Annotated in this window: 12 protein-coding genes; 4 read left to right on the top strand and 8 right to left on the bottom strand. The window is 57.7% G+C overall.

All coding sequences use genetic code 11. The features are described 5' to 3' along the window. Nucleotides 1-6: 6 nt before the first annotated feature. From upp to AC2FLP_RS14345, 7 genes are all read right to left on the bottom strand, one after another. Nucleotides 7-639 (bottom strand): uracil phosphoribosyltransferase, encoded by a 633-nt coding sequence (gene upp, locus AC2FLP_RS14375; protein ID WP_117869551.1) that lies wholly within the window; start codon nt 637-639, stop codon nt 7-9. Then, nucleotides 636-1,622, bottom strand: coding sequence for an adenosine deaminase (locus AC2FLP_RS14370; protein WP_299901632.1), 987 nt, complete (start codon nt 1,620-1,622; stop codon nt 636-638). Before AC2FLP_RS14370 ends, upp begins: the two co-directional genes overlap by 4 nt. Continuing rightward, nucleotides 1,619-2,830, bottom strand: coding sequence for a phosphopentomutase (locus AC2FLP_RS14365; RefSeq protein ID WP_496684449.1), 1,212 nt, complete (start codon nt 2,828-2,830; stop codon nt 1,619-1,621). The genes AC2FLP_RS14370 and AC2FLP_RS14365 overlap by 4 nt, the downstream gene beginning before the upstream one ends. Then, on the bottom strand, nt 2,827-4,134 hold the full coding sequence (locus tag AC2FLP_RS14360) for a thymidine phosphorylase (protein ID WP_299901638.1): 1,308 nt from the start codon (nt 4,132-4,134) through the stop codon (nt 2,827-2,829). The genes AC2FLP_RS14365 and AC2FLP_RS14360 overlap by 4 nt, the downstream gene beginning before the upstream one ends. Nucleotides 4,135-4,138: 4 nt before the next feature. Then, nucleotides 4,139-4,552 carry a cytidine deaminase gene (locus tag AC2FLP_RS14355; protein ID WP_256369674.1) on the bottom strand — a complete coding sequence of 138 codons (414 nt, stop codon included), beginning with the start codon at nt 4,550-4,552 and terminating at the stop codon, nt 4,139-4,141. Between the two features lie 71 nt (nt 4,553-4,623). After that, the gene (locus tag AC2FLP_RS14350) at nt 4,624-5,727 is read right to left on the bottom strand and encodes a cupin domain-containing protein (protein WP_299901641.1); all 1,104 of its coding nucleotides are present in this window, start codon (nt 5,725-5,727) and stop codon (nt 4,624-4,626) included. Beyond that, complete coding sequence (locus tag AC2FLP_RS14345) at nt 5,690-6,394, bottom strand: hypothetical protein (protein ID WP_496684446.1); 705 nt, start codon at nt 6,392-6,394, stop codon at nt 5,690-5,692. The genes AC2FLP_RS14350 and AC2FLP_RS14345 overlap by 38 nt, the downstream gene beginning before the upstream one ends. Nucleotides 6,395-6,579: 185 nt before the next feature. On the opposite strand from AC2FLP_RS14345, the gene AC2FLP_RS14340 reads away from it, so the two are divergent. The 4 genes from AC2FLP_RS14340 (at nt 6,580) to AC2FLP_RS14325 (ending at nt 12,635) form a co-directional block, all read left to right on the top strand. Beyond that, the gene (locus AC2FLP_RS14340) at nt 6,580-8,853 is read left to right on the top strand and encodes an NADP-dependent malic enzyme (RefSeq protein WP_496684443.1); all 2,274 of its coding nucleotides are present in this window, start codon (nt 6,580-6,582) and stop codon (nt 8,851-8,853) included. Nucleotides 8,854-8,960: 107 nt separating this feature from the next. Further along, nucleotides 8,961-9,203: a hypothetical protein gene (locus AC2FLP_RS14335; protein ID WP_299901648.1), complete on the top strand. Its 243-nt coding sequence runs from the start codon at nt 8,961-8,963 to the stop codon at nt 9,201-9,203. 10 nt (nt 9,204-9,213) lie between these two features. After that, nucleotides 9,214-11,103 carry a propionate-CoA ligase PrpE gene (gene prpE, locus AC2FLP_RS14330; RefSeq protein WP_299901651.1) on the top strand — a complete coding sequence of 630 codons (1,890 nt, stop codon included), beginning with the start codon at nt 9,214-9,216 and terminating at the stop codon, nt 11,101-11,103. A gap of 89 nt (nt 11,104-11,192) precedes the next feature. After that, complete coding sequence (locus AC2FLP_RS14325; RefSeq protein ID WP_299901654.1) at nt 11,193-12,635, top strand: amidase family protein; 1,443 nt, start codon at nt 11,193-11,195, stop codon at nt 12,633-12,635. A gap of 247 nt (nt 12,636-12,882) precedes the next feature. On the opposite strand, the gene AC2FLP_RS14320 is transcribed toward AC2FLP_RS14325, so the two are convergent. After that, a complete protein-coding gene (locus tag AC2FLP_RS14320; protein ID WP_496684438.1) occupies nt 12,883-13,689 on the bottom strand; it encodes an NAD kinase in 807 nt (268 codons plus the stop codon). Between the last annotated feature and the right edge of the window lie 223 nt (nt 13,690-13,912).

Here is a 13,912-nt window from a genome sequence, read left to right as displayed (position 1 = left end):
TCCGGGTTACTTGGTTCCAAACATCCGGTCGCCTGCATCGCCCAGACCCGGCATGATATAGCCTTTCGAGTTCAGCTCGCGGTCCAGTGCAGCAGTGACGATATGTACATCCGGGTGCGCCTCTTTCATACGCGCGACCCCTTCCGGCGCGGCCAACAGACAGAGAAAGCGGATATCCGTCGCCCCCGCCTCTTTCAGCAGGTCAACGGCCGCAGCCGAGCTGTTGCCAGTGGCCAGCATCGGATCCACCGCGATAACCAAACGGTCTTTCAGGCTCTCGGGTGCTTTGAAGTAATACTGCACGGGCTTCAGCGTTTCTTCGTCGCGATACAGACCGACAAAACCGACGCGCGCAGAAGGAACCAATTCCAACACCCCATCCAGCATCCCGTTTCCGGCACGCAGGATCGACACCAGCGCCATTTTCTTGCCCGCAAGAATGGGGGCATCCATTTCTTCCATCGGCGTTTCGATATGGCGCGTGGTTAACGGAATTTCGCGCGTGACCTCATAGGCCAACAACAACGTTATTTCGCGCAGCAACTGCCGGAACCCGGCGGTCGAGGTACCCTTGTCCCGCATGAGCGTCAGTTTGTGTTGCACCAGCGGGTGATCGACGACGGTCAGATGTTCGCTCATGTGTTCTCCAGTCTTTTGTTGACCCGCGCGCGGGTATCATCATCGCAAAAGGCCGCTTCCAGGGCGGCCTGATTCAGGGCCGCAAAATCTTCGGCCTCCCAGCCGAAGGCTGCGTTCAACATCTCATATTCCCGTCGCATGGTCGTGTGAAAAAACGGGGGATCGTCTGTGGATACCGTTACCTTCACGCCTGCATCGCGCAAGTTCGCAATCGGGTGGGCCGCAAAATCGGGGAAAAGCCCCAGAACCACATTCGATCCAGGACAGACCTCAAGAGTGATTTCCCGGTCGACCAGTTCGCGAACAAGGTCCGGATCCTCGAGGGCGCGAACTCCGTGCCCGATGCGCTCGACCCCCAGATCGCGCACAGCATCACGCACGCTTTCAGGGCCTCCGAACTCACCCGCATGTGTCGTCAGGCGAAGCCCGGCTTCGCGCGCGCAGTCGAAAGCCCATTTGAAGTCACCCTGTGTGCCAACGGATTCATTTCCCCCCATGCCAAAACCGGTAATCCAGTCGTCCGCTGTTTCTGCTGCACAATAGGCGCTCCGCTTGGCTTGCTCGGGGCCAAAATGGCGGACACATGTGATGACACCCCGCAGGGTTATGTCGAACTTGCGTTCGGCTTCATCCGCAGCGTCCTGAATGGCATTCAGATAGTCCTGCCACGCGTGCAGATCACCACCCCCGCAAAAGTCCGGGCTGAGGAAGGTCTCCGAATAGACCACGCCGTTCCGGGCGCTTTCTTCGAGAATGGCCAATGTCAGCCGCCGGAAGTCTTCAGGCGTTTTCAGGACTTCGCAGGCGGCCTCATACACATTCAGGAAATGCGCGAAATCGCGAAAATCATAAGAACCGTCGGACTTAAAGATACCGCTCAGGTCCACCCGCTTCTCATGCGCAAGCTGGCGGATGAATGCCGGTGGCGCGGCGCCTTCGTGATGCAGGTGCAGTTCTATTTTCGGCAGGTCGGCGACGCTCATAGAAAATTCCTTCCCGGCCCTTGCGCCGGAATGTTCAGGTGATGGGCGATGCTGGCGGCAATGTCGGCAAAGTCCACCTGGCCGATCTGCCCCGTGCCAGACCCGGAAATCAGAACCGGTACTTGTTCACGTGTGTGATCTGTTCCGGTCCAGCTGGGATCATTGCCATGATCGGCGGTCAACACCAACAGGTCGCCGGGGCGGAGCCTGGCCAGAATCTCACCGATCTCCCGGTCGAACCATTCTAATGCTCGGGCATAGCCGCTGATATCCCGACGGTGGCCATAAAGACTGTCGAATTCAACAAAATTGGCGAAAGTCAGGCTGCCCTCTTCGGCGTCATCCACCAGATCTGAAAGGTGCCGCATGAGTTCAGCGTCCGACCCTTTGCGCAGCGTGTCGATACCCTGCATGGAAAAGATGTCGCCGATCTTGCCCACCGCGTGCACCTTCCGCCCGGCATCCTGCACCCAATTGGTCAGAACCGGAGCGGGCGGCTGAATGGCGAAATCCTTGCGGTTGGTTGTCCGTTCAAATCCCGCCTCTGGCGTGCCGACAAAGGGGCGCGCAATGACACGGCCCACTTTCATCTCGTGCAAGCGCGGTGCAAGTGCGCGGCACATACCCAGCAAACGGTCCAGCCCGAAACTCTCTTCATGGGCTGCGATCTGAAACACACTGTCGGCTGAGGTGTAGCAGATCGGCCAGCCGGTTCGCATATGCTCGGCACCTAATTCAGCGATGATCGCCGTGCCCGAGGCATGGCAATCGCCAAGGATGCCTTCGGTCCCGGCGGCCCGGGCCGCTGCCCGGCTCAGGTCCGCAGGAAAAGCTGGAACCGTATCCGGGAAATAGTGCCATTCCCAGGGTACCGGCAGACCTGCCAGTTCCCAGTGGCCCGAGGGCGTGTCTTTGCCGGGCGAATGCTCGCGCGCGCAGCCCCACAGCCCAATGGGTCTGGCGTCCAATCCGGGGGTTGCGTCCCCAGACGCCAGTCGCGCAGCCGCACCCAAACCCATCGCGTCGAGGTTCGGCAGGTTTAAAGGGCCCGAGCGACCGTCTTCGGCCCGCCCTTCGGCACAAGCCTGCGCGACATGAGCCAGCGTATTTGCCCCACTATCCGGGACGTCCCCATTGAAAAAACAATCGGCATCAGGCGCACCGCCTATTCCAACGGAATCCATGACGACGAGAAATGCACGGCTCATACGCTAATCCTTTCGTGGATCAGATCCGGAAGCATCGGAGTCGTATCGCTGATCTCAATCGCGCTCAGCACGGTTTCTGCGGCTCGGCGCGCGGCATCTTCCCGAGCAGCATGGATCACGGCAATCGGTGAACCTTTGGTCACACGATCCCCCAGCCGGAGAATATTGGATATTCCGACGGCTGGATCGATCTCATCACTTTCGACCTGACGGCCACCGCCCAGCGCAACCACGGCAAGACCCAGAGCTTCGCCATCGATAGCAGAAATGAAGCCGTCCCGCGGCGCCGGAACCTCTTGGATGACATTCGCCTCAGGAAGGAACCGAGCCCAGGTCTCGACGAACTGAACGGGGCCACCAACCGCTGCCATCATGCGCCCAAATCGCTCTGCGGCGCGTCCGTCACGGATGATTTCAAAGATTTTATCACGTCCCTCATCGACCGAACCGCACATTCCTGCATCGGTCAGCAAGACGCCCCCCAGCTCGGCAGAAATGTCTGCCAAAGGTGACATATCCGAGCCGGTCAGGACTTTCATCACCTCAGCGATCTCCAAAGCATTCCCCAACGCCGGGGCCAATGGCTGATTCATGTCAGTGATCACCGCCGACGTGCGACACCCTGCTGCGTTTGCGGTCTCGGTCAATGCGGTGGCCAATTTGCGGGCATCTTCCATCGTTTTCATGAAAGCGCCGCTGCCGACCTTGACGTCAAGAACCAGCGCGTCCGGGCCGGCGGCCAGCTTTTTGGACAGAATCGACGCTGTGATCAGGTCCAGGCTCTCAACTGTCGCGGTCACATCCCGCACCGCATAAAGGCGCTTGTCTGCCGGCGCGATCTGGCCCGTCGCTCCGACGATGGCGGCGCCGGTTTCGCGCAAAATCTGCGCAAGACGGTCCTGCCCGATCTGAGTGTTGACCCCCGGGATAGCCTCAAGCTTGTCAAGCGTTCCACCAGTGTGCCCCAGGCCCCGGCCCGAGATCATTGGGACATACGCCCCACATTCCGCAAGCGCCGGGGCAAGAACCAAGCTGACACTGTCCCCGACACCTCCGGTCGAGTGCTTATCGATCACCGGTCCGTCCACATCCCAAGTCAGTACGTCTCCACTGTCGCGCATCGCGATCGTCAAATCCGCACGCCCCTGAGCGCCCAAACTGCCCATGCAGACGGCCATGGCAAAAGCCCCGGCCTGCGCGTCGCTGACGCTTCCGTCCGCAAGTCCCTGCGCAAACCAGATCAGTTCCTCGCGACCCGGCACCTCCTGCCTGCGCAGTTTTGCTATGATCGAGCGGGCGTCCATGCGATCAGACATCCTCCATGTGTGAAGCATCGAATGCGCCCGGCAACAGATCCCCGATGGTTGTCTCAAATTCGGCACCGTCCACGGTTGCCAGAGTAACTTTCACATCGCGCTTGCCAAACTCGGCCAGTTTCTGGCGGCACCCACCGCAGGGCGGCACAGGCTGAGGGCTGGAGGCAACCACGTAGACTTCTGTAAATTCCTGCTCGCCCGCAGCAACCATCGAGGCGATTGCACCGGCCTCAGCACAGGTGCCTTCGGGATATGCCACATTCTCAACGTTACACCCGGAATAGACCTGACCCGAGGAGGATCGAAGCGCCGCGCCAACCTTGAAATTCGAATAAGGCGCATAGGCATTTTCCCGGACGGACAAAGCAGCGTCTTTGAGCGACATGGCGATTCCCCATTTTTTGATCGTCTGGTCAGAAAATTGCACCGTAAAGTAAAAAGGCGGAGAAGTTGAAGCCCCCAGCCGATGTTTTTCAGTCAGCCCAGTGTTGTGTTGAAGGTACCGGGCAAGGTGACTTCCAGCAACTCGATGTCGTCCGATGGGGCAGATAACCGCGTGCACATCCCGGGCGGGATGACAAAGGCGTCTCCTTGCTCCAGCCGGTAGGGCTCGCGCCCTTCGCCTTCCAGCGTGACCGCTCCGTCCATCACGAAGGTAAAGTGAATGTCCGTATCGTGGCTGGCCCATTCGGTGTCGCCCTGCCCTTTGCGGACGACCTGGACCCCTGCGACCCCTTTGGTGTTCTCGGCAATTGTCGTGTCGCGGCAGATGTAACCCGGAAGACGGAACGGTACCCATTCAGCGTCCTTGGCCTGGTTATAGACAAAGCGTTGCCCTTGCCATTCGCGCTCCGGGCGAAAATGCGGCGTTGGAAGCTGCATGTCATGGTCGATTTCCGTGACATGTTCTGCTGGCACCCCTATTTCGATGACCTGAACATTGTTTGACGCTTCGAGTACACGGTGACGAATTTCCGGCGGCTGGATAAAGCAATCCCCTGCATTCAGGCGCATTTTCTCTCCCTGATCCTCGTAGACAACATCCACCCAGCCATGGATGCAGAATATCAGTTGGAACCCAACTTTGTGAAAATGCACCATGTCGGGCACCGGACCACCGTCCGGGATACGGATGTGGCTTGCGATGATCGATCCGCCCAAACGGTCTGGCACCAGATCGCGATAGTGCATCCCAGCCCGGCCGATGATCCAGGGTGCCTGATCCTTGAGCCTGCGCACCACGAAGGAATGAACTGTTTCAGGCATCACCAGCGGCGGATTTCGCTCTTCGATTTCGATCCGGGTCCCATTCGGCGCGACAAGAACGCGTTGGCCATCTGCAAAGCTTTCCGGGTCATCTGTCAGGATGCGCAATGCTCCCGGACCTTCGGGCGCGTCTTTTTCGATCCGCAGCCGCAGACCGTGCCCTGAAAACACTGCGACGCGCGGATCGTCTGCGGGATAGATCATGTCCATCTGCATCCCCAACACCTTGGTATAAAAGGGGATGTCGTTTCGAATTTCCTGGGTAGGCAAACGAAATTCAGCTTGGGTCCGGGAAGGTTCGGATGTCTTTGTCATGAGATGTCTCATCAGATTTCGATTTTGGCCATCCGATCAGAACAGAGGCCAAAATGCCAATCGAAAAGAACATCTCGAGCGTTTCTTCCATCACGAAAAGGCGCGTTTTCATAACTGACGACAAAGCGTCGCTGTGCAGCCCGGTGAATTCCTCGAGAAGTTGGGCGATGACGGCAAGACAGCCGGCCACTATGAACACGATCATAAAAGACGCGCGTTGCTTGATAGCACGCCATCCCGTCGGGATCCCATGCCAGATGACGCCGCTCAGAACAACGCAGGCCAGCAGGACCCTGACCACAGTGACGTCCAGCACGGCATCCAGACCGTCAAGGATCAGGAACGGCAAACTGCCTTCAGGGTAAACGCTTTCCTCAAGCTCACGCTCGGCCAACAATAGGAATGTCAGCCCGATATACAGCCGGGTGACACCCGGGTATCGCCACAAAGCCGCCACACCCGCTGCAAACAAACACGCCGCGGAAATTGTTTCAAACAATCCGCCTTCCTGATTGAAAACCAGTGCCTGTTCTGGCCAGATGCCAACAGCACCAAGAAGCACAACACCCGACAGCACCGCAAACCATATGGTCAGCCGCGCAACTCCAGTATCCGCCACAGGACCAGAGGACAGGCCATCGACCTGATCATTTGCCTTGAAAGTCATTACTGCTTCGTCTTGCCTGAGTGTTTGTTCGTTTCGCAAAGTTACCTAGATGTAAAAAAAATGTGTCAAAATTCAACCCAATTCCGGTTCGCAACTGCGAGACGTCGGCAAAATTACGCAACGTAGCCAAGCTCGGACGAATAGTTTAATGTTAAATCAAATTCTCAGAGGGAACTGAATCTCCAATGTCTGACACCCCCAGCCTGCGACAGGCCGCGCTTGACTATCACGCCCATCCGAAACCTGGAAAACTTGAGATCAAGGCCACGAAACCGATGGCCAATGGTCGCGATCTGGCGCGCGCCTATTCGCCCGGCGTTGCCGAGGCCAGCCTTGAAATCAAAGCCGACGCTGCGAACGCTGAAAAGTATACGGCGCGCGGCAACCTTGTCGCCGTGGTGTCCAACGGCACTGCGGTTCTTGGTTTAGGCAATATCGGGGCGCTGGCCTCGAAACCGGTGATGGAAGGCAAAGCCGTCCTGTTCAAAAAGTTCGCAGGCATTGACTGTTTTGATATCGAAGTCGATCAGCCCGATCCGGAAAAGCTGGCGGATATCGTCTGCGCGCTGGAGCCGACATTCGGGGCCATCAACCTGGAAGACATCAAGGCGCCGGATTGTTTCATAGTCGAAAAGCTGTGCCGCGAACGCATGAACATTCCCGTTTTCCACGACGATCAGCACGGAACGGCCATTGTCGTGGGGGCCGCTGCGAAGAATGCTCTGCATGTAGCCGGAAAGACATTTGCAGACATCAAGGTCGTATCAACCGGTGGCGGGGCTGCCGGGATTGCGTGCCTGAACATGCTTGTGAAGCTGGGTGTGAAACAGGAAAACATCTGGCTGTGCGATATTCACGGGCTCGTCTACGAGGGGCGTGCCGAGGATATGAACCCGCATAAGTCGCAGTTCGCGCAGAAAACGGACTTGCGTACTCTGGATGATGTAATCGGCGATGCAGATCTGTTTCTGGGCCTTAGCGGCCCGAATGTCCTGAAGCCCGAAATGGTCAAGAAAATGGCCAATCGTCCAATCATCTTCGCACTGGCCAACCCAACGCCTGAAGTTTTGCCACAGGCCGCGCGTGAGGTTGCCCCGAACGCGATCATCGCCACGGGGCGCAGCGATTTCCCCAATCAGGTCAACAACGTATTGTGTTTCCCGTTTATCTTCCGGGGGGCTCTGGATGTGGGCGCGACCGAGATCAATGATGCAATGCAGATTGCCTGCGTTGACGGCATTGCGGATATGGCCCGCGCGACGACAAGCGCCGAGGCCGCAGCCGCCTATAAGGGCGAACAACTGACCTTTGGGCCGGATTACCTGATCCCGAAACCCTTTGACCCGCGTCTGGTGGGCGTCGTCTCGTCTTCGGTTGCCAAGGCAGCCATGGAAAGCGGCGTCGCAAAGCGCCCCATTAAGGACCTTGAGGCCTACAAGGAAAAGCTCAACCAGACTGTCTTCAAGTCGGCCCTTTTGATGCGCCCCGTGTTCGAGGCTGCGGCTGTCGCATCCCGTCGCATCGTTTTTGCCGAGGGCGAAGACGAAAGGGTGCTGCGGGCTGCACAGGCCATTCTTGAGGAAACAACAGAAACGCCGATCCTGATCGGGCGACCCGAAGTAATCGAATCCCGTTGCGAAAAGCTGGGCCTGACTATTCGCCCGGGCACAGATTGCCAGATCGTGAACCCGGAAAACGATCCGCGTTATTACGACTACTGGAACTCGTATCATCAGATCATGCAGCGCCGAGGTGTGACGCCTGACCTGGCCAAGGCAATCATGCGCACAAATACGACCGCCATCGGCGCGATCATGGTGCATCGAGGCGAAGCTGACAGTATGATCTGCGGCACGTTTGGCGAATATCGCTGGCATCTGAACTATGTTGAACAGGTGCTGGCCGACGGCGACCTGCGCCCGCACGGCGCTTTGTCACTGATGATATTGGAAGACGGCCCCTTGTTCATAGCCGATACGCACGTTCGGCAACTGCCGACACCGGAGGAGTTGGCCGAATCGACCATTGGCGCGGCACGGCATGTTCGTCGATTTGGGCTTGAGCCCAAGATCGCATTCTGTTCGCAGTCGCAATTCGGCAATCAGGCAGAAGGTTCCGGAAAACGCCTGCGCGCCGCATTGGAAATCCTGGACCAGAAACCACGCGACTTTATCTATGAAGGGGAAATGAACCTGGATGCCGCCCTTGATGCGGACCTTCGCGAGCGGATCTTTCCGGGATCACGCCTTCAGGGCGCGGCAAATGTGCTGATCTTTGCCCATGCGGACGCAGCCAGCGGCGTGAGAAATATTCTGAAAATGAAAGCGGACGGGATCGAAGTCGGACCCATTCTGATGGGAATGGGCAACAAAGCGCATATCGTCACCCCGTCCATTACCGCACGCGGATTGCTGAACATGGCTGCCATAGCGGGGACCCCGGTGGCGCATTACGGGTAAGCTGGTCTCCTCTCGACGTGAACCGCAATCCTCGCGGGGGTGCGGTTAATAAAACACTCACACCTTGGCTGCTATATGTCGTTTCACCTCCGTGGTGACGATAGCGGATGAGTGGCGAATTGGCGTTGCGCCGAGTCGCCTCTCGCATGATCTTTTGCACTGCCGAATTTGCAAGTTTGCAAAATGGCATTTTCGGCGCGGAAAATTCAATGCTGGAAAAGAGGTTTGCAAAAATTTGCAAGCTATTGTGCGATTTCCTGCAAATATTTTGCGATAAACTGACGCGTCGTCATTTGACGCGCTTGCCCGAAAGTTTTCTGGGTCCTAACACAAAGACCAAGTCGTTGTGAGGAGGACGAGATGGCGTATCAGGACGTTTATGACAGCTGGAAGAAGGACCCCGAGGCGTTCTGGATGGACGCCGCCAAGGGGATCGATTGGGTCAGGGAACCCAGCAAAGCGCTGTTCGACGACAATGCGCCCTTGTACGAATGGTTCAGCGACGCACGGGTCAATACCTGCTGGAACGCCGTGGACCGCCACGTGGAAAACGGGCGCGGCGAACAAACCGCAATCATCTATGACAGCCCGATCACCCACACCAAGCGCGAGATTTCATATGTTGAACTGCGCAACCGCGTGGCCAATCTTGCCGGTGCGCTGCGGGCAAAAGGTATCGAGAAAGGTGACCGCGTCATCATCTACATGCCGATGATCCCCGAAGCGCTTGAGGCGATGCTGGCCTGCGCACGTCTGGGCGCTGTGCATTCCGTGGTGTTTGGTGGATTTGCCAGCAACGAATTGGCGGTCCGTATCGATGACGCCAAACCCAAAGCGATCATAGCCGCGTCCTGCGGAATGGAGCCTGGGCGGGTGGTGCACTACAAGCCGCTTCTGGACGGCGCCATTGAACTTGCTGAACACAAGCCGGATTTCTGCGTCATCTTCCAGCGCGAACAAGAAGTTGCTCAGCTGATCGAAGGGCGTGACTACAACTGGCACGGGTTCCAGTACGGCGTTGAACCAGCAGAATGTGTCCCCGTCGACGGAGACGATCCGGCGTATATCCTCTACACTTCGGGCACCACCGGGGCGCCCAAGGGAGTCGTGCGCCCAACTGCCGGGCATCTGGTGGCGCTGAACTGGAGTATGAAGAACATCTATAACGTCGATCCGGGTGATGTATTCTGGGCGGCGTCCGATGTGGGTTGGGTCGTTGGGCACTCCTACATCTGCTACGCACCCCTGATCCACGGGAACACGACGATTGTGTTCGAAGGCAAACCGGTCGGCACCCCTGATGCGGGCACCTTCTGGCGCGTAATCTCCGAGCATAAGGTCAAAAGCTTCTTCACCGCGCCCACAGCGATCCGCGCCGTCAAACGTGAAGATCCAAAGGGCGAATTGATCGCCAAATACGATCTGTCTCATCTGCGGGCTCTGTATCTGGCAGGCGAACGCGCTGATCCTGATACCATCATATGGGCACAGGATGCGCTGAAGGTTCCGGTGATCGACCATTGGTGGCAAACCGAAACCGGTTGGGCCATTGCCGGCAATCCGCTGGGCATCGAAGAGCTTCCGATCAAGCTGGGTTCGCCTGCCAAACCGATGCCGGGCTATGACGTACAAATACTGGACGAAGGTGGTCACCCCATGAAAGCCGGCGAACTCGGGGCCATCGCTGTCAAGCTGCCGCTGCCTCCGGGCACCCTGCCGACCCTGTGGAACGCCGAGGAGCGGTTCAAGAAATCCTATCTGGAGCACTTCCCCGGGTATTATGAAACCGGCGACGCCGGAATGATCGACGAGGACGGATACCTTTACATCATGGCCCGCACCGATGATGTCATCAACGTCGCGGGTCACCGCCTGTCGACCGGCGGGATGGAAGAAGTGCTTGCCGCTCACCCGGATGTGGCCGAATGCGCGGTGATCGGTGTATCGGATCAGCTAAAGGGTCAGATGCCCGTTGGGTTCCTGTGCCTGAATGCCGGCGCAAACCGGGATCATGCCGACGTGGTTCAGGAAGTCGTCAAAATGGTTCGGGAAAAGATCGGCCCGGTGGCGGCCTTCAAGCTGGCTGTGGTCGTCGACAGATTGCCCAAGACCCGTTCAGGTAAAATCCTGCGCGGTACGATGGTGTCGATTGCAGACGGCCAAGACTATAAAATGCCTGCAACAATCGACGACCCTGCCATTCTTGACGAAATCAAAGAAGCCTTACAGACAATCGGTTATGCCAAGTAACCTGAGGGCGGCGCAAGCCGCCCTTTGTCGTGTCTTCTCTTGCAACCGGAAGCAGCCTCCCTACTGTCGCATTAAGACAGTGAGGACCCATGACACAAACCGATATCTGGCGTCTCAGCGCCACTGACCTGGCCACCCTGACAAGACGCGGGGACCTGAGTGCAACCGAGGCGGTTCAGGCCTCGATCGAGCGAATGGATGCGGTCAACCCCGACCTGAATGCAGTGGTGGAAGACCTGCGCGCCGAGGCGTTGGAACGTGCCAAGGCCTTGGACCATGCGCGGGCGAACGGCCAACCGACGGGGCCGCTGCATGGCGTGCCGGTCACGATCAAGGTGAATGTTGACCAAAAAGGCCATGCCACAACCAACGGTGTTGTTGCTCTGAAAGATGTAATGGCACCGGATGACGCCCCGGTTGTGAGCAATCTTCAAAAGGCCGGGGCAATTGTTATCGGGCGGACCAACACGCCCGAGTTCTCGTTCCGCGCCGACACGGACAACCCGCTTTATGGGCGTACGCACAACCCCTGGGGGCGGCATATCTCTCCCGGCGGCTCTTCCGGCGGGGCTGGCGCCGCGGTCATGGCCGGAATCGGCGCGTTGGCCCACGGCAACGATATCGGCGGCAGCCTGCGCTTTCCTGCAGCAGCCAACGGAGCCGTGACAGTGAAACCCGGGCTGGGGCGTGTCCCGGCGTGGAACCCAAGCCAGAAAGCCGAACGCGGCTTGCTGGCGCAATCGATGTCCGTTCAGGGCCTGTTAACCCGGTCGGCTGCCGACCTGCATCTGTCCATGCCCAGCCTGATCGCCGCCGACGCGCGTGACCCGTTTCACGTGCCCATGCCCTGGCGTGGTCCTGACCTCGACGCACCAGTCAAAGTGGCCTTTACAAAAAACACATTCGGCTATGCCTTGCACCCCGAGGTCGAGAAAGCGCTCGACACGGCACGAGAGGCGCTGGTTGATGCGGGCTATGTTGTGGAAGAGATTGACCCGCCTGATGTTTTTGAATGTGGTCGGATCGGTTATCGTACGCTGATGGGCGAAGTGCTGACGCTCATGAAATCAGATATCGAAGCCGCTGGTTCCAAAACCATTCAGAATATCTTTGAGGTCTATTTCCAGGAGTTCCCGCCAATTGTTGAAACCGAGATGATCCAGATGCTGGCCAAACGAAGCCACTACGCGCGCGAATGGTCCCTGTTTCTGCAGGATTTCCCTTTGGTACTGTCGCCTTTCCTGCCACAACCGTTCTTCAAACCCGACCGGGACTCCGAAGGCGCTGAAGGTGTGCACGAGGTTCTGGGGTGCGCCGTATATTCTTATGCGATGAACTTTTTAGGCCTGCCTGCGGCATGTGTCCCGGCCCGGCTGGCTGAATTGCCGAAGGGTCCTCAGCCGATCAATGTTCAGATTGCCGCTCAGCGCTGGCGCGAAGATCTGGCGGTGGATGCGGCCGCGGCCATCGAAGCACGCGTGGGGCAAATGTGCCTGCCGTTATGGGAAAGGACAGAGTTGCAGGGTGGCTGAAAAAATAGACCCCGGGACATTGTACCCGGGGCCCGACTGCTAAAATAAGCCCGGATTTCTGATGACGAGCGTAGCACCACCCACCCTCGCCAGCGCAAAATCTGCGCAATCATTCGAAAACGCCTTTCAGGTGGCCACTCACTCCCACCTTGGCGTGTTCTCCGAGCAAGTTCACACTATCCAATTGTGAGCGAATCCCCTGTGAACTGCTTCACACAGGCTCAAAAAAGCTCGCAGAAACGTAAATTTAAGTGAATTGCTCGGATATCAGCCGCTCCTCCAACCCGTGTCCCGGATCGAAAAGAATGCGATGTGAGATCGCTGGCTCGGATCGGATCTCGACCCAATCAACGTCTGGGAAGGCTATGGAATCAGCCGCAACGATAACAGGTCGCTTGTCCGCATCCAGCACATCAAACCGCACCTTTGCGATTTTAGGCAGCAAGGCACCACGCCATCGGCGGGGGCGAAATGCGGCGATTGGTGTCAACGCGAGAACGTCCGAGCCGATCGGCAGAATAGGCCCGTGCGCCGAGTAATTATATGCCGTTGACCCCGCCGCAGTAGACAGCAGAGCTCCATCGCAGACAAGTTCATCCATGCGCTCGCGGCCATCAACACTGATCTTCAAACGAGCAGCCTGTGGCCCAGCGCGCAACAGCGATACTTCGTTGATCGCCAGCGCCTCGTGTAATTTTCCGGACTGATCCATCGCCCGCATTGCTAATGGATTAATCACCTCTTCTTCGGCTTCCTCCAGCCGTGCCATCAGGTCGTCTTCGTGGTACTCGTTCATCAGGAACCCGATCGTGCCGCGGTTCATACCATAAACCGGTGTATCGAGATGCTGCATGTTGTGCAGGATGTGCAACATGAAGCCATCCCCTCCAAGAGCAACCACAACATCTGCGTCGCGAGGAGCGGCATTGCCGTGTTTGGCCACCAGAGTGTCACGGGCTGTTTGCGCCACTTTGACCTCACTGGCAAGAAAGGCGATTCTTTTTTTCATGTTTTCCGGTTTCCGGTGCTGCACATTTGGTTCCGAAACAAACATACCTTTCCCCGATAGGCCAGTCTTGACGCCGTAGCGGGCCAAATCGTCGCTTTAAGCCTTTTGCAAATGTGGCGTTTCCGATAGGAAATCCGCAAGAATTTTACCCAGCCATGTGGAGCGCCCATGAACGCCAATCTTCGTGACACCGGATTTTTTACCCAGTCCCTTGCTGATCGTGATCCTGAGCTTTTTGGCTCGATCACGTCGGAACTGGGTCGTCAGC

Source organism: Ruegeria sp. CDSA141 (assembly GCF_059612005.1).
The sequence above is the reverse complement of the archived record's forward strand: the minus strand, read 5'-3'. Positions and strand labels throughout refer to the sequence as shown.